The 15,449-nt window shown below is 68.3% G+C and carries 15 protein-coding genes; 8 read left to right on the top strand and 7 right to left on the bottom strand.

The genetic code is table 11. From position 1 onward, the window contains the following. Nucleotides 1-86: 86 nt before the first annotated feature. Both D187_RS33535 and D187_RS33530 read right to left on the bottom strand, forming a co-directional pair. The gene (locus tag D187_RS33535; RefSeq protein WP_002631626.1) at nt 87-554 is read right to left on the bottom strand and encodes a hypothetical protein; all 468 of its coding nucleotides are present in this window, start codon (nt 552-554) and stop codon (nt 87-89) included. A 6-nt stretch (nt 555-560) separates the two neighbouring features. Then, on the bottom strand, nt 561-974 hold the full coding sequence (locus D187_RS33530) for a hypothetical protein (RefSeq protein WP_002631627.1): 414 nt from the start codon (nt 972-974) through the stop codon (nt 561-563). A gap of 175 nt (nt 975-1,149) precedes the next feature. On the opposite strand from D187_RS33530, the gene D187_RS33525 reads away from it, so the two are divergent. Continuing rightward, nucleotides 1,150-1,539, top strand: a complete 390-nt coding sequence (locus D187_RS33525; RefSeq protein WP_002631628.1) for a VOC family protein — start codon at nt 1,150-1,152, stop codon at nt 1,537-1,539. 44 nt (nt 1,540-1,583) lie between these two features. Here D187_RS33525 and D187_RS33520 read toward each other — a convergent pair whose 3' ends face one another. Then, nucleotides 1,584-2,183, bottom strand: coding sequence for a glutathione S-transferase family protein (locus tag D187_RS33520; RefSeq protein WP_002631629.1), 600 nt, complete (start codon nt 2,181-2,183; stop codon nt 1,584-1,586). 102 nt (nt 2,184-2,285) lie between these two features. Here D187_RS33520 and D187_RS33515 point away from each other — a divergent pair, with 102 nt between their 5' ends. From D187_RS33515 to D187_RS33505, 3 genes are all read left to right on the top strand, one after another. Further along, nucleotides 2,286-3,188 (top strand): LysR family transcriptional regulator, encoded by a 903-nt coding sequence (locus D187_RS33515; protein WP_245591886.1) that lies wholly within the window; start codon nt 2,286-2,288, stop codon nt 3,186-3,188. Between the two features lie 74 nt (nt 3,189-3,262). After that, nucleotides 3,263-4,093 (top strand): phosphatidylinositol-specific phospholipase C domain-containing protein, encoded by an 831-nt coding sequence (locus D187_RS33510; protein ID WP_002631631.1) that lies wholly within the window; start codon nt 3,263-3,265, stop codon nt 4,091-4,093. A 179-nt stretch (nt 4,094-4,272) separates the two neighbouring features. After that, nucleotides 4,273-5,919 carry a serine/threonine-protein kinase gene (locus D187_RS33505; protein ID WP_043432724.1) on the top strand — a complete coding sequence of 549 codons (1,647 nt, stop codon included), beginning with the start codon at nt 4,273-4,275 and terminating at the stop codon, nt 5,917-5,919. 39 nt (nt 5,920-5,958) lie between these two features. Here the strand turns inward: D187_RS33505 and D187_RS33500 are convergent, their stop codons facing one another. Together D187_RS33500 and D187_RS33495 are read right to left on the bottom strand one after the other, a co-directional pair. Further along, on the bottom strand, nt 5,959-7,143 hold the full coding sequence (locus D187_RS33500) for an RCC1 domain-containing protein (protein WP_002631634.1): 1,185 nt from the start codon (nt 7,141-7,143) through the stop codon (nt 5,959-5,961). Next, nucleotides 7,140-7,934 (bottom strand): hypothetical protein, encoded by a 795-nt coding sequence (locus D187_RS33495; RefSeq protein WP_043432722.1) that lies wholly within the window; start codon nt 7,932-7,934, stop codon nt 7,140-7,142. Before D187_RS33495 ends, D187_RS33500 begins: the two co-directional genes overlap by 4 nt. 296 nt (nt 7,935-8,230) lie before the next feature. Between D187_RS33495 and D187_RS33490 the strand changes: the two genes are divergently transcribed. The 4 genes from D187_RS33490 (at nt 8,231) to D187_RS33475 (ending at nt 13,018) form a co-directional block, all read left to right on the top strand. After that, entirely contained in the window at nt 8,231-9,601 is a 1,371-nt protein-coding gene (locus tag D187_RS33490) for an MBL fold metallo-hydrolase (RefSeq protein ID WP_002631639.1), read from the top strand. Nucleotides 9,602-9,809: 208 nt separating this feature from the next. Continuing rightward, nucleotides 9,810-10,421: an NfeD C-terminal domain-containing protein gene (locus tag D187_RS50730; RefSeq protein WP_002631641.1), complete on the top strand. Its 612-nt coding sequence runs from the start codon at nt 9,810-9,812 to the stop codon at nt 10,419-10,421. Nucleotides 10,422-10,430: 9 nt separating this feature from the next. Beyond that, nucleotides 10,431-11,765, top strand: a complete 1,335-nt coding sequence (locus D187_RS33480; RefSeq protein WP_002631643.1) for a flotillin family protein — start codon at nt 10,431-10,433, stop codon at nt 11,763-11,765. After that, nucleotides 11,762-13,018, top strand: coding sequence for a flotillin family protein (locus D187_RS33475; protein ID WP_002631645.1), 1,257 nt, complete (start codon nt 11,762-11,764; stop codon nt 13,016-13,018). Before D187_RS33480 ends, D187_RS33475 begins: the two co-directional genes overlap by 4 nt. Nucleotides 13,019-13,180: 162 nt before the next feature. Here the strand turns inward: D187_RS33475 and D187_RS33470 are convergent, their stop codons facing one another. Together D187_RS33470 and D187_RS52940 are read right to left on the bottom strand one after the other, a co-directional pair. Beyond that, nucleotides 13,181-14,401, bottom strand: a complete 1,221-nt coding sequence (locus tag D187_RS33470) for a tyrosine-type recombinase/integrase (RefSeq protein ID WP_002631647.1) — start codon at nt 14,399-14,401, stop codon at nt 13,181-13,183. Further along, entirely contained in the window at nt 14,398-14,622 is a 225-nt protein-coding gene (locus D187_RS52940) for a helix-turn-helix domain-containing protein (RefSeq protein ID WP_076606277.1), read from the bottom strand. Before D187_RS52940 ends, D187_RS33470 begins: the two co-directional genes overlap by 4 nt. Nucleotides 14,623-15,449: the final 827 nt, after the last annotated feature.

Below are 15,449 nucleotides of genomic sequence, written 5' to 3'. Positions count from 1 at the left end.
CGAACCTCGTCGGAGGGCAACCACGGCGTGTACGCCCAGGGGGCCGCGCCATCATCCCCCCCGGCTCATGATGCCCCCCACGGGGTTCAGGCCACCTGTCGCATCAGCTCCGCGTGGCGGTGGGCGATGAGCTGGAAGATGTTCTCCCGGGCCATCTGCTCGGTGGTCGAATCCATGGCCGGGGCCTGGGCGCGCGCGAGATTCAACTGCCGTACGATGGCCCGCAGGTCTCCACTGTTCGAGGCCTGCTTCGTGATGCCTGACAGGAAGGCGAGGCCTTTCGCGCAGAGCTTGTCGATGGCCTGTCCGAGGTGCTTCTTGGCGAAGGGCTCGAGCGCCTTCAACAACGTGCCAAAGCCTCCCTTCTTCTTGAGATGGCCCAGCTTCTCGAGAATCTTGTTGGAGAGGGCCCCCGCTTTTTCCTTGATGAAGGACAGGCCCTGCTTCATCACCAGGTTGCCCAGGGGGGAGCTGGCGAACTTCTTGAGCCCCTGGGTGACCTTGCCCAGTTCCTTGCCAATGTTCTTGAGGAATCCGCCGATTTTCAGACCCATGTGGGTTCACTTTCCTTGGTGGGAGGAGAACCGCGCGCGGCGCAACTGCGCGTCCAGGTCGGAAGACGTGTCGGTGCGCGCCGGGGCCGGTGCGGTGGGAACAGGGGGTTGCGGCGGGCTGGTGAGCGAGACGAGCGGCTTTTTCGCCGGGGTGAAGTCCGTCGTCTCCGTGAGCCCCGCCAGGGCCACCGCCTCGTCCAGAACGCGACTCAAGGCCTCGGCACTCGGGGGCTCGTGGCCCATGGCACGCAGATCCTCGTCACCCACGACCAGGAGCTGCGGCTCCTCATGCGGGTTCTGGACGAAGTGCATCACCTGCTTCACGTACTCCTCGAGTGGGACACCCAACTGCTCGGCCAGCTTCGGGGTGTTGGGATCCGCGAGGAGCCGCGAACGAATGGCTTCAGGGGAAAGGGTCATGGGCAGGCAAGCTGAGCCCGGGCGCGCTGCCCGTCTTCCCGTCCAGCGGTGTGGCCCCGAGTCCAGAAGACGACGGTGTCCGAGGGTGAGCCCTGTCCGATTCCTTGAGACAGGATGGGCGGGGCGTGCGAATACCGCCGCACGCTGTTCCCCCCGTGCACCGGAGTCCGCCGCCATGAAGCTCGGCTACGTCATCCTCTACGTCGCGAACGTACCCGCCACCGTCGACTTCTACGAGAAGGCCTTTGGCCTGCAACGTCGCTTCCTCCACGAGAGTGGCCAGTACGCGGAACTGGAGACCGGCGCGACGGCGCTGGCCTTCGCCTCGGAGGAGATGGCGAAGAACAATGGCCTCACCGTGCGCTTCAACCGGCCGAAGGAGGACGCGGCGGCGGTGGAGGTGGCGCTCGTCACGCCAGACGTCGAGGCCGCCTACGAGCGGGCGGTGAAGGCGGGCGCCCGGGCCGCGCAGCCGCCCAAGCAGAAGCCCTGGGGGCAGACGGTGGCCTACGTGAGGGACCTCGACGGAGTGCTCGTGGAGCTCTGCACGCCGATGTCCCCCTGAAGTTCCAGTGAGACCAGGGCTTGGACGAGCGGTGGAGAGAACGCTCAGCCCGAGACGGCCCGCTTGAGGGCGGGGCGTCTCGTGTGGCGGACCACGTACTCGACGAGCCTCGGGTACCGCTCGAGCAGCTTCAGCGTGTTCGCCAGGTGGAGGAGGGAGGCCAGCACCAGGTCGGCGGCGGTGAAGGTGCCGCCCGCGACGAACTCCCTGCCGTGGAGTCGCTTGTCGATGGCCGTGAGCACGTCGTCGAGCCGCCCTGGCCGCGCGGCGGGCTCCGCCTTCTTCTGCTCGTCGGGCAGTTGCGTCTGGCGGAGGTGCTCGAGCACCACGGGCTCCAGCGTCACCTCGGCGAAGAGCATCCACTGGAGGTAGGGGCCACGCTCCGCCGAGGCCAACGGTGGTGCCAGGTGCTTCTCGGGAAAGAGGTCCGCCAGGTAGAGGCAGATGGCCGAGGACTCGAACAGCGTGACGTCTCCATCCACCAGGACGGGGACCTCGCCGAGGGGATGCAGCGCCAGATGGGCCGGTGTCCTGCCTTCCTGCTTCGCCAGGTCGACCTGGACCAGCGTGTAGGGCACCTCGAGCTCCTCGAGCAACCAGCGGGCCCGGGTGGCTCGGGTCCTGGGGGCGAAATACAGCTTCATGGGTGCACGCCTCGAAGCGGGTGGATGACCGCGAGAGTGCGGGGCGCCGCGCGAACGGACAATGCAGCCACACGCTGACGCTTTGTCAGGTTAGAATGGACAATGATGATCTCCCCGGCCGACATGCTCCTCTTCGCCGCGGTCGTGCGGGAAGGCAGCTTCACCCGTGCGGCGCGTCAGCTCGGCATCACCAAGCAGAGCACCAGCGAGAGGCTCCGCAAGCTGGAGGAGCAGCTGGGCGTGCGGCTTCTCGAGCGAACGACGCGGCGGCTGCGGGTCACCGGCGTCGGGGTCGCCTACTACGAGCGGTGCTCCGCCATCGCGGAGCAGATCGAGGAAGCCAACAGCGAGGTGCAGCAGCAGCAAGCGGAGCCGGTGGGCCTGCTGCGGGTGTCCTCACCCACGCTGTACGGCCGCCGCTACCTGGCGCCCGTCGTCTCGGCGTTCCTCGACCGCTACCCGAAGGTGCAGGTCGAGCTGGTGCTGGCGGACCGCGGCGTGCACCTCATCGAGGAGGGACTGGATCTCGCGATCCACATCGGGCCGCTCGATGACTCGTCGCTCGTGGCGCGCAAGCTCGGAGAGGGCGCGGTCCACTTCGTGGCGAGCCCCCGCTTCCTGTCGAAGCACGGCACGCCGGACCCCAGGGATCTCCGGGCCGCACGCTGCATCGGATTCAGCGCCTTCGAGACGTGGAACGTCGGGGGAGTGAAGTCACGCATCGAGCCGGTTCTGACGGTGAACGACCTCGAGGTGGCGTGCGAGGCGGCCATCGCCGGGGTCGGCATCGCGCGCGTTCCGGCCATTCTGTGCCGGGATGCCATCCAGGACGGTCGGCTGAAGCTCGTCTTCGGCCCCCGGCCCGCGATGCTGCGGGCCTTTCACGCGGTGTACCCGAGCCGCTCGAGCCTTCCGGCGAAGGTGCGGCTCTTCGTGGACGCGCTGGCAACGCAGGTCCCGCCGATGCTGCCGCTGCACGAGGGCTCGCGTCGGCGGCGTACGTGACCCCAGACCACGGACGGGGGGGCGCTTGTTCGCCGTGCCCTCTTGTCGCATGATCGCTCTGGGAGGAGCACGCTATGGCTGGCAATGATTGGATGGGGCTACTCGATGGCTTCAAGAGGCGCAGACCTATCACTCGACTGGTCATCCCCGGCACCCATGATTCGGGGGCCTACGAGTACGCCTACACCCCCATGGTGCGGGCCCAGAGTCTCTCCATCCGCCAACAGCTGGATGCCGGAGTGAGAGCCCTGGACCTGCGGGTGGGTGTGGCCTACTTCGCCAACACCTATTGGCTCTACCATGGGCCCGTGAATCTCGACGTTTCCGTCCAGTCGGCGATCACTGACGTCGTCAATTTCCTGACGGCCAATCCGACCGAAACCGTCATCATCATGCTGAAGCAGGAGACTGGCAATAACGACATCAGCGCCGCGATCAATCTCATCGTCAACCAGACTCTAGGCGCGATGCTCTTGAGGAGGAACGACCGGCGCCTGAGTTGGCCCTCTCAGGAAGAATGCGCCGGGAGAGCGCTGGTCTTCAGCCGTTTGCGGACCCCGCATGCGGACCACTACGACACGAGGGGCTGGAATGCTGATTCAGCGGACATGACCGTCAACGTCGGAGGAGACCTTCGTCTCCGCATCCAGGACCTCTATGGGAGTCCGCGGGTGCGTGACAAGAATGACGCCATCCGCAACTCCTTGCACAACGCGGAGGAGAGCGAGGATCCGAAGTCCTTGTTCCTGAATTTCACGAGCTTCGTCTGGAAACCCTATGAGCCGTTGAAGACGGGTCCCGACACGAACAACCACATCCGGATGACCCATCTCACCGGGAAGGGGGTCGTCTGCGTGGACGCGGCGGATGCCACCATCCTCAATTACCTCGTTGGTTTGAATTAGAGCGGCCACGCGGCCTCCCGTGCTGGCGCTTGTCTGGCCGTACGCCCTCGGGGACCGCTGTCGATCCGCCGCCCGCCTGCTCCCTCGGGGGAGGAATAGAGCCGCCATGCACATCCTTCCCTAGGAGGCTCCCCTGCACTCCAGGGGGCGATGCGGTGCGAGGAGGGAGAGGGTTCGTGATGCGGCAAGTCGGCAAGTATCAGCTCATCCGCAAGCTCGCCGTGGGAGGCATGGCCGAGGTGTACCTCGCCAAGGCCGCCGGGCCCCGGGGCTTCGAGAAGACGTTGGTGGTCAAGTGCATCCTGCCGCACCTGGCCCAGGAGCCCGCCTTCGTGGAGATGTTCCTCTCCGAGGCCATGTTGGCCGCCCGGCTCACCCACCCGCACATCGTGCAAATCTTCGACTTCGGCGAAGCCGATGGCTCCTACTTCCTGGCGATGGAGTACGTCGACGGGCCGAGCCTGCGCACGCTCATCAAGCGCGCCTCGGCCCAGCACCTGCCCCTGCCTCCCGCCGTCTGCGCCCGGCTCATCTCCCAGGCCTGTGAGGGATTGGCCTTCGCCCACGACTTCGTGGATCCGGGCACGGGCGAGGCCCTGGGGCTCATCCACCGGGACGTGAGCCCGGACAACATCCTGCTGTCGCTGCAGGGCGCGGTGAAGGTGGTGGACTTCGGCATCGCCAAGGCGACCGGTCAGAGCCACCGGACCCGGAGCGGCGTCATCAAGGGCAAGCTGTCGTACATGCCGCCCGAGCAACTGCGCGCGAAGCAACTGGACCGGCGCGTGGACGTGTATGCGCTCGGGGTGGTGCTCTATGAGCTGCTCACGTCCCACAAGCCGTACAGCGCGGCGTCGGACGCGGCGCTGATGCACACCCTCCTCTTCGACGAGCCCGTGCCCGCGGTCCACTACCGGCCGGACCTGCCCGACACCCTTCAGCGCATCCTCGCCCGGGCGATCGCCAAGGACCGGGAGCAGCGCTATCCGGACTGCCACGCGCTCCAGGCGGACCTGGAGGACTTCATCCTCGCGGGAGGCAGGAGCGTGACGGCCCCTCAGGTGGCCCAGCTCATCCAGCGTGTCACCTCGGCCACGGGCCTGCCCGCGCTGAGCCCCGCCGCGGCCGCTGCGCCCGGCCCCTCGCGGCTCGCGTCCTCGTCGAGGACCGACCTGGACACCGTCTCCCATGCGTCCCCGGGTGCTTCGGGATCGCTCGCGACCCTCTCCGAGCACATGCTGGCGCCCCAGGACGTGTCCCTCCCCGCGCAGCCGTCCGCTTCCGGTCTGGTGGAGACGCGTGCACGCACGCGCACGCGGCTGAGGCCGGAAGTCTCCGCCTGGAAGCGGCACGCCCTCGTGGGCGGCATGCTGCTCGTGGCGGGCGGTGGGCTCGCGCAGTGGCAGCGGAGCACTCCCCGGGAGAACTCTGGACCCCCGCTCGTGGCCAGCGCCGAGCCCTCCGCGCCGCCTCCCTCCGCGCCGCCTCCACCGGCACTGGAGCAGGCACCCGCGGTGGTGGAGCCTCCCGCCGAGCCCGTGGCCCGGCCTCCGGCTCCCCGGGAGCGCGCGCGCTCCGTCAAATCCAAGCGTCCCGCTCTCGCCGCCATGGGGACCCTGGATGTGCGCGCGCACCCCTTCGCCGATGTCTCCGTGGACGGAACGCCGAGAGGAACGACTCCGTGGGATGGCCCGCTGGCGCTTCCCGTGGGGACCTACACCGTGACGCTCTTCAGTCCCACCCTGTCGAAGACGGTGATCCGGCGGGTCGAGGTGAAGCCCGGGAAGACGACCCCCCTCACGGTCTCCTTCGTCCAGGAGGAGTGAGGCTCCGGGCCGGACCGCAGGGAGGCGGGTTCGCGTCCCTCAGGGAAACATGACGGGTAGGGGGATGGGCATGGTTGGCGTGGATCCGCCGAGTTGCCCATAGCTGTTGGAGCCCCACGCGAACAGCGCGCCATTGCTGAGCAGGGCCAGCGAGTGGGAGTGGCCGGCGGAGATGGCGATGACGTTGGTCAAGGAGGACGTCTCCACCGGCGAGAGCTGTTCTTTCAAGGATAAATCATCACCCAGCTGCCCCGCGGAGTCACTGCCCCACGCCATGACGTTACCGTCGTTGGTCAGTGCCAGCGAGTGGCGGATGCCCGCGGCCAGCTGTTTGACATCCTTCAAATTCAGCACCTGGATGGGGAGGGTGCGCAAACCGCCCTTGTTGCCATTGCCCAGCTGGCCCTCGTCGTTGCTTCCCCAGGTCCAGACCCTGTTCTCCGTGTCTAGCGCCAGCGAATGAGCGCCGCCAGCGGCGATGAGCTTGATCGTCGGCAGTCCCTGGACCTTCACGGGCGTGGTGCTCTCGTCCTGGGTGCCATTGCCCAGCTGTCCCAAGGTGTTGTCCCCCCAGGCCCAGACCACGCCACTCTTGTCCAGTGCCAGCGAATGACTGTTGCCCGCGGCGATGGTCGTGATGCCTGACAAGCCCTCGACCAGGACGGGCGTATCACTGGACTGGTCCAGGAGTTCCCCCCAGAACCACACCGAACCCGACTGCTGCAGCGCCAGCGAGTGGAAGGTGCCCGCGGAGATGGCGATGATGTCACTCAGCTCCGGGAGCTTCGCCGGGGTCATCTGGATGTCGCTCGAGTTGGTCAATCCCCAGGCCCAGACCGAGCCATCCCCTCCCAGTGCGAGGGATTGGAAATAGCCTGAGGCCACGCTCTGCACACCACTCAGTCCGGCGACCCGCGTGGGCGCCGAGCGATTCACGACCGTTTCATCTCCCAGTTGTGCCGCGTCGTTGCGTCCCCAGGCCCAGACCGAGCCATCCGTGCGGAGCGCCAGGGTGTGTTGGCCCCGTGAGGAGACCTGACTGACGGCCCCCGTCTCGGGGCTGGGCGCCGGTCCTCCACCCGGCGGCGGTGGACAGATCTGGGGATGGCGCTGACAGTACTCCTCTTGCGCCTGGGTGAAGTCCATGCACCCCGACGAGGTGATGAGCCCGGCCAGTGTGAGCAGCAGGGCTTGTCTCCTCGTGGAGGAAGACATCCGTTTCATGGCCACCTCCCGTAGAGGACCGCGGAAGTCCCGTTCGTGCTCACCCCGATGGTCGGGGCCGAGGGGTCGGGAGCACCCAGCAGATACATGCCGGCCGCGGTGACGAGGCTCGCGGCCCCCACGCCCAGCAAGCTGAACCCCACGGTCTGCCAGGCCCGTCCGCGGCTGCCAATCTGCTCCACCTGCGCCGTGTTCACGATGCGTGGATCATCGTGGCGCAGCCTGTTGTACTCCCCGCGAGCGATCCCCCAGGAGATGCCCCCCGCCACCGCGACGGCTCCCCCCGCGAGGGCTGGAATCAGCGCGTACCGGCGCAGCCGGGACGGCGGGGACGGGGTGCTCGCGACAGAGGGATTCTTGGGAGGGCTCACGTCCTCCGGCTGGGTCGGCGGGTGGGGCATGGCCTTCAACTCGGCCTCGGCCTGCTGGCGGAAGGTGTCGACATCCGCCTGGATCTTGGGCGACACCGGCACGGGCAGGGGGGCCTGGGGATCGAGCAGGAACGCCCCGCGGAACGCCGCCTTCGCCTCGTCCTTGCGGCGCAACTCGTACAGGAGGATGCCCTCGTAGAGCGAGAGCGTGACGTCCTCGTCCGTTCCATGGGGCTCCTGGCGGGCCACCTGGACCTCATCGAGCGCACGCTCGTAGTCGGTGCTGACCAGCAGCTGCTGGATCAAGAGGAGGTGGTTGCGGATGGAGCCACGCGCGGCGAGCGTCGGGATGGGGAGCACCCAGATCAGGAGCAGCACCACCGCGCGGTAACCGGCTGCATGTGTCAGAAGGCGTTTCACGTAGGGAGGACCCCATGCGCTGGGGGTCGTGACGGCCTCCCCCGAGCCGAAAGAGGACGAATATGTTGCCCCCGGGTGCGAAGGGCTACTGCTGGGCGTTCGGGATCCGTTCAAGACAAGACGGCTTGCCTCGATGACGGCACGGCGTGCTTCAGGGCGCTCGGGGCGCATCGCCATTCGCCAAGGGTCTGCCCTCGAACGGCTCCCTCGCTCCGGTGGGTTGATTCGGGCTCCGAGCATCCAGCGTAGAGTCCTCGCTCGCTCGCTCTCACCGCGGAGTTGGGGGGAAGAAACTCATGCTTGGATTCGAGACCATCGGGAATGCCACACTCATCGCCTTTGATGGCAAACCGATGCTGGCCACGGACCCGTGGCTCAACGACTCGGCCTACTTCGGGAGCTGGGGGCTGAGCTACTCCATCCCACCGGAGCAACGGAGCCATATCCGGGCGTGCGAGTACGTCTGGTTCTCGCATGGTCATCCGGACCACCTGAACGGCGACTCGCTGCCCGCGCTCTCCGGCAAGAAGCTCCTCATTGGCGATCATGTCGGCAGCCGCATCCACGAGGATCTGACGGCCCAGGGATTCAACGTCACCATCCTCCCGGAGCGGACCTGGACGCGCATCTCCGACAACATCGAAGTGATGTGCATGACGGATTATTTCCAGGACTCCATCCTGCTGGTGAAGATAGGCAATCGGCTCGTCATCAATCTCAATGACGCGGTCGATCATGGCTGGGGTGCGGAGGTCGCGCGGGTGGCCTCCCAGTATGAGGGGAACTTCCTCCTGAAGCTGAGCGGCTACGGCGACGCGGACATGCTCAACCTGTTCACCGAGAACGGGGAGCGCATCGAGCCCTGGGCCGCGAAGAAGTACCCGGTGGGCCGGACGCTGATCGGCCCCATGCGCCGGTACAATGCGCGCTACTTCATTCCCTTCAGCTCCTTCCACTGCTACCGCCGCCGGGACAGCCTCTGGGCGGAGGCCTACACCACGCCCATCGACGCGTACGCCGAGGGCTTCGACCTGCCTGGCGCCCAGGTGCTGTCCCCCTTCGTTCGGGTGGATTGTGAGACGGGCGATGTCACCGAGCTCCGGCCGCCCCCCGCCGACAGGAGTCCACGCGAGCCCAGGGAGTTCGGCGACGACTGGAGCGAGCCGCTCGGCGAGGACGATCGCAAGAAGCTCACCTCGTACTTCAGGAACATGCAGGCGCTGGCGAACAAGCTCGGCTTCGTGCGCTTGCGAGTGGGTGGGCGGGACTTCACCGTCGATCTGAACAACAAGCGCTCGAAGTATGGTGTGACCTTCGAAGTGCCACGGGGCTCGTTGATGGCCGCGGTCGAGTACGAGGTCTTCGATGATCTGCTGATCGGCAACTTCATGAAGACCACACTGCATGGAATCGACAGCCTGTACCCGTGGTTCACGCCGATTGTCGCCAAGTACGCGGACAACGGGCGTGCGCGCTCGGAGGTCGAGGTCATGAAGTACTTCGCCGAGTACCTCCGCCGGCAGCCCAGGAACTTCCTGCTGCACCAGTTCGAGACCCAGGCGACCGGCTGGTTCCGGACGATGGTCCCCAAGGATGCGAAGTTCTATGGGGTGGCGAAGCGGCTCTATTTCGCCGCCAAGGGCATCCCGCCGCCGCTGGATGTGTAACCCGCGTCTGCCCCTGCTGGACGCCCGGGGACAGGTCGTGTCAACGCTCCCCTGGCACGCGTCCGCCCTCCCTCCCTGGCGCCTGCTGAGCCCGGTGCGGGGCGAGCCGTGCGGTCCGAGCGTCGCGGACGAATCCGATCGACGCGGAGCCGGCTCGTCCCCACCTTGATTCCGTACCGGGGCACCCTCGCCTCGGCTCGGAGGGCCCATGTTCGCGCTCTACGTCACGAGCCTCGTCATCGGAGGAGGGCTGTTGCTCCTCTCGCTGCTCTTCGGCGGTGACGCCGGGGAGGCGAGCGGGCTCTCCGGGGGCGGGCTGGAGGGCTCGGGGGTGGGGGAGGGCGCCGCGGAGGGAGGCGCCCTGGGCCGCGCGCTCCCGCTGGCCTCGCTGTTCTTCTGGACCTTCTTCCTCGCCTTCTTCGGGTTGACCGGGGTGCTCCTGTCCACCCTGGCGCGAGAGACGGGGGCGCTGCTCACCGGCGGCCTGTCGGTGGGCGTGGGGCTGGGCGCGGGGCTCATCGCGTCGCGCGTGCTGCGGGGCCTGGGCCGCGCCGAGGTGGACAGCATCACGCGGCCCGCGGATGTGGTGGGACGGCTCGGCCGGGTGGTGGTGCCAGTGGGGCGCACGCAGCCGGGCAAGGTGCGGGTGGAGCTCAAGGGGCGCACGGTGGAGCTCCTCGCGTATGGCGACACGGTGGTGCCGCTCGCGCCCTCCCACCAGGTGTTCGTGCATGACGTCCTGGAGGACGGCTCGGTGCGTGTCGTCTCCGCCGAGGAGCCGCGCGGCCTCCAGCCGCCGCCCGTTCCCGTCTCTTCTTGAGGAGGTGCCATGGAGCTGCCCGCGAATGGCGAGTTGTTCATCCCCCTGGTGCTCGGCGGCGTGGTGCTGCTGGCCGTGGTGGTGGCGCTGCTGGTGGCCAAGGCCCTGGTGCACGTGTGCCGTCCCAACGAGGTGCTCGTCTTCGCCGGACGGAGACACCCCGCGCGGGATGGCGACTCGGTGGGCTTCCGCGTGGTGTCCGGCGGACGCTCCTTCCGCATTCCCCTGCTGGAGCGGGTGGAGCGGATGGACGTGAGCCTGCTGTCGGTGCCCATGTCCGTCACCGGGGCCTACTCGCTGGGGGGCATCCCGCTCACCTTGCAGGCCGTGGCCAACGTGAAGGTCTCCTCCGATCCCCAGGTGCTCGGCAACGCGCTGGAGCGCTTCCTCGGGCACGGCCGCACCACCATCTCCGAGGTGGCCCGGCAGACGCTGGAGGGCCACCTGCGCGGCGTCCTGGCCACCATGACGCCCGAGCAGGTGAACGAGGATCGCCTCACCTTCGCCAACCGGCTCACCGAGGAGGCCGGGGAGGATCTCCGCCAGCTCGGCCTGCAACTGGACACGTTGAAGATCCAGCACGTCTCCGATGAGCGGCGCTACCTGGACAGCATCGGCCGGGTGCGCATCTCCGAGGTGCTGCGCGAGGCGGAGGTGGCCGAGTCCGACGCGGTGCGCCAGGCCGAGGAGGCGGAGGCGGCGGCGCATGCGCGGGCCCGGGTGGCGGAAGCCCAGGCGGAGGCGCGCATCCAGCGGCACCACCACGCCCTGTCCGAGCAACGGGCCGGACTCGAGGCCCAGGCCCGCTCGGCGGAGGAGCGGGCCCTGGCGGCGGCCGAGCAGGCCCGCGCCGAGGCGGAGAAGGAGCTGCAGGAGGTGCGTGCCGGGCTGGAGGAGCTGCGGCTGAGGGCGGACGTCATCGTCCCGGCGGAGGCCCGGCGGCGCGCCCAGGAGCTGGAGGCGGCCGGGGCCGCCGCGGCCGTGGCGGAGAACGGACGCGCCACCGCCGAGTCCCTTTCCCTCGTGTCCGAGGCCTGGCGGGACACCGGGGGCCATGCGATGGAGATGTTCGTCCTCCAGCATCTGGAGGAGCTGCTCGGGCACGTGGCGGGCGCGGCCTCCCGGGTGCGGGTGGACTCGGTGTCCCTGCTGGACTCGGGGGACGGCTCCACCCTGGCGGGCTACTTGCGCGCCTATCCCGCCGCGGTGGCGGAGCTGCTCCGGGAGGTCTCCTCCACGCTCGGTGTGGACATCCCCGCGGTGCTCGCCGGGCCGCGCGAGGCGCCACGCCCTCCGGCAGCGGAGGGTCCACCACGGGATTCGGCGGAGGAGGCCTGGTCATGACGGTGTTCGCCGTGCTCGTCGTCGTCCTGGTGCTGGCCGCGGCCGCGGTGGCCGCGGTGGCCCAGAAGCTGATCCACATCTGCCAGCCCAACGAGGTGCTCGTCTTCTCCGGGACGCGGCGGCTCGTGGAGGGGCGGCCCGCGCGCTACCGCCTGGTGCACGGCGGGCGCGGCCTGCGCATCCCCCTGCTGGAGCGCGTGGACTCGTTGGATCTCACCAACATGGTCATCGCCGTGGGCGTGAAGGGCGCCTACTCCAAGGGGGGCATCCCCCTCAACGTGGAGTCGGTGGCCAACGTGAAGGTGGCCAGTGGGGAGCCCATCCTCGGCAACGCCATCGAGCGCTTCCTCGGCAAGCCGCGCGCGGAGGTGGTGCGCGTGGCGAAGGAGACGCTGGAGGGCAACCTGCGCGGGGTGCTGGCCACCCTCACGCCCGAGGAGGTCAACGGCGACCGGGCCCGCTTCGCGCAGTGCCTGCTCCAGGAGGCGGATCATGATCTCAACAAACTGGGGCTGGTGCTGGACACGCTGAAGATCCAGAGCGTCTCGGACGACCGGGGCTTCCTCAACGCGCTGGGCCGCAAGCAGTCCGCGGCGCTGCAGATGCGCTCGCGCATCGCCGAGGCGGAGAACCAGGCCCTGGCGGCCGAGCGCGCGGCGCACAACCGCGAGGTGCGCGAGGTGGCGCGCCTGGAGGCGGAGTTCTCCGTGGCGCGCGCGGACGCGGAGCGGCGCATCCTGGAGGCCCAGGCGCGGCAGGCGGCCCGGGTGGCCGAGGCGAGAGGCCTGGTGGTGTCCCAACTGGCGCGCGCCCGGGCGGAGGTGGACGTGCAGCGGGTGCGCATCGAGCAGGTGCGGCTGCTGCTGGAGGCGGACGTCCTCAAGCCGGCCGAGGCGCGGCGCCAGGAGCAGGTGGCGGCGGCTCGGGGTGCGGCCGCCCGCATCGTGGAGGAGGGCCGGGCCACCGCCACCTCCCTCTCGGCGCTGGCGCGCACCTGGGAGGACTCGGACGGGTCGGCGCGGCAGATCCTGCTCGCCCAGAAGCTCGCGCCCTTGCTGGAGTCCCTGCTCGGCACGGTGGGGCAGGCCCCCGTCGAGCGGCTCACCCTGCTGGACGCGCGCCTGGGCGGCAGCGGGGAGCTGTCCTCCCGCGTGGCCCTGGTCGGAGAGCAGCTCAAGCATGTGCTCGGGGTGGATCCGCGCGAGCTGCTCCGCCGGCTCGCCGGGCCTCCGCCCGAGGCTCAGGACGCCTGAGCCTGGGGAAGTTGGTCCCCATGCAGCGGACCGGGCCCCTAGGCCCAGAAAATCCGCCCTCAATGGCGGGCCGTCAGACGACTCAACCGCTCTGGAGCGCTCTCGCCGGAAGCCTCCAGCAGCGGGTTCGATTCCCGCCGCCTCCACTTTTTTATGCCGTGCTTACGGGTGGTTAGCAGCTCCCTCCATCCGTGTTGCACGTATGTCGCACGCGGGCGCAGAGGGCCGGTCGAGAACCCCGACCGCCTCTCTGCGCGTGTCCGGGCTCAGGTGGGCGTAGCGCTCCGTCATGTCGATGGTCGCGTGCCCCATCAGCTCCTTGATGACCGTCAGCGGTATCCCCCTCATGGCGAGATGGCTGCCGTAGGTGTGCCGCAGGTCGTGCCAGCCGATGCGGCCCTGCTCGCGCGTGATGCCCGCCCGCTGGAGGGCCCGGCGCAGCGGCAGCTTGAGCAGCCCGTCAGTCAGCGGCCGACCGTCCTCCTGGCAGAACACGTAAGGGCCGCGCAGGTGCCGGTGTCCCTTGAGTGCGTCCACTGCCGAGCCGGGCAGCTCCACCGTCCTCTCGCGTCCGCCCTTGGGCAAGCCCGAGACACCGCGCCAGATGGTACGGCGGACGTGCAGCTTGCCGCGCTGGAAGTCCACGTCGCTCCACTGGAGCCCGATCAGTTCCCCTTGCCGCAGCCCCGCCTTGAGCGCCACCAGCAGCAGCGCTCGCCATTCCGGCTCGGCGGCGTTGCTCAGGCGCTCGGCCTCCTCGAAGGTGAGGAAATCAAAGGGCGGCTTCGGCAGCTTCGCGAAGAGCCTCACGCGCGGGGCCTGCTCGATGACCCGCTGCTCTTCCGCGACCGCGAGCAGCTTGCTCAGCACCGTCAACACGTTGTTGATGGTTTTGAGGCTCAGCGGCTTCGGTTCCTCGCCGCTGCGCTTGCGGAGGGCTGCCCGCGTGGGGGCCTCCTTCCGGGCGCGCGCTGCCGACTTCTTCTTGCGCATGACAGCCTTGAAATCCTCAATCTCAGCCGGGCCAATGGCAGCCAGCGCCATTTCACCGAAAAACGGCAGGATGTGAGCCTCTAGGATTTGGCTCTTGCTGACGACGCTGGAGTGCTTGTTGTTGTTCTCGCTGTAGGTGAGGAAGCGCGGGGCAAACTCCGCCAACGTCAGAGGGCGCTCCCCGGTGTTGTTCTCCTTTCCGAAGGTTCCATTGAGGAGGGAGGCGCGCAATTCGCGCTCGTACTGCTCGGCACCCCGGCGCGTCTGCACAGGCGAGAACTTCACGACTCGCTGTCGCCGTCCGTCCGGGTGGTGGAACATGAAGTCCACTTGCCAAGCCTCCTCGACCTTCCCTGCCTTGTTCTGCCACTTCCTCAATCTGACGCTCATTTCCGACTCCCGAGCGCAGAATCACGGCCCTTACCGGCTGTCCACTCTAACAGGGCAGCGCGGCGGATGCGGAGGGTTTTTCCGATGCGAGCGACGCCGGGAACCTGCTCAAGCCGGATCGCCTCGTAGAGAGTCTTCCTGTTCACGCGCAGTATTCCGGCGGCTTCCTCCACCGTGAGAAACGCGGGCGCGGCGTCCGCAGCAACGGGGGGCGAGCTCACGGCTGGCTCCCCTCCTGCACTGGCGTTGCTCTCCGGGTTGGAGAAGGGGCCGCACTCCAGAGAATGCCGCTCCGCTGGTGCATGGACGCGCGAGCTGCCCGCCGGTCCCCGGCGTTGGCCCGCAGGCAAGTGCTCACAGGCGCGGCCTGGAGTGACCACAGGCGCCGCCTGGAGTGACTACCGACGTTTTTCCCGGCGTCCCCCCCTGTCAGCCAACAACGGCGCACGAATGCGCCACACACGGAGGGCTTCCCCTCCAGGGATTCTATCTTGTTCATCACCTACCCGCCCTGAACGACACGCCCAACAGCCCAAGAACTACCCAGGCCAGCAGTGACACAGCGTAAAGCCGCGTGTCCAGGCCACGAACAAAGCGCGAGGGGTGATCGGCAAGAGTGGAGCCGGGCAACCAAGGGCCACACAGGCGAGCGAATGGAGCACGGCCTGCATCGACACAGCCAGCGAACCCCACGAGGCGCGCGGCGAATGGCCGTCCGGCCTGCCTGGATGCTCGCCGCGAGGCCCGCGTCGACGTGGCCTCCTGTCCGGCCCGTATGGACGTGCCAAAAGCACAGCGCGCATACAGACGGGCAGGCAAGGGAGACGGGTAGCGACAGCGTGGCCACCACCGGGCCCACCAACGCCACCACTCAGAGCCACCACCGGGCCCACCAACGCCACCACTCAGAGCCACCAGCGGCGCCACCACGTGCCACCACCGGGCCCCAGGCTTGATCCAAAGTCCTGGGGGGAGGTTTTGAGGAGGGGTGGGAGGGAGACAAGCCGTATCAGGCAATGAGGTGGCGTTCTCCCAGACGGCCCTCGCG

Origin of the sequence: Cystobacter fuscus DSM 2262, assembly GCF_000335475.2 — a bacterium.
GTDB lineage: Bacteria > Myxococcota > Myxococcia > Myxococcales > Myxococcaceae > Cystobacter > Cystobacter fuscus.
The sequence above is the reverse complement of the archived record's forward strand: the minus strand, read 5'-3'. Positions and strand labels throughout refer to the sequence as shown.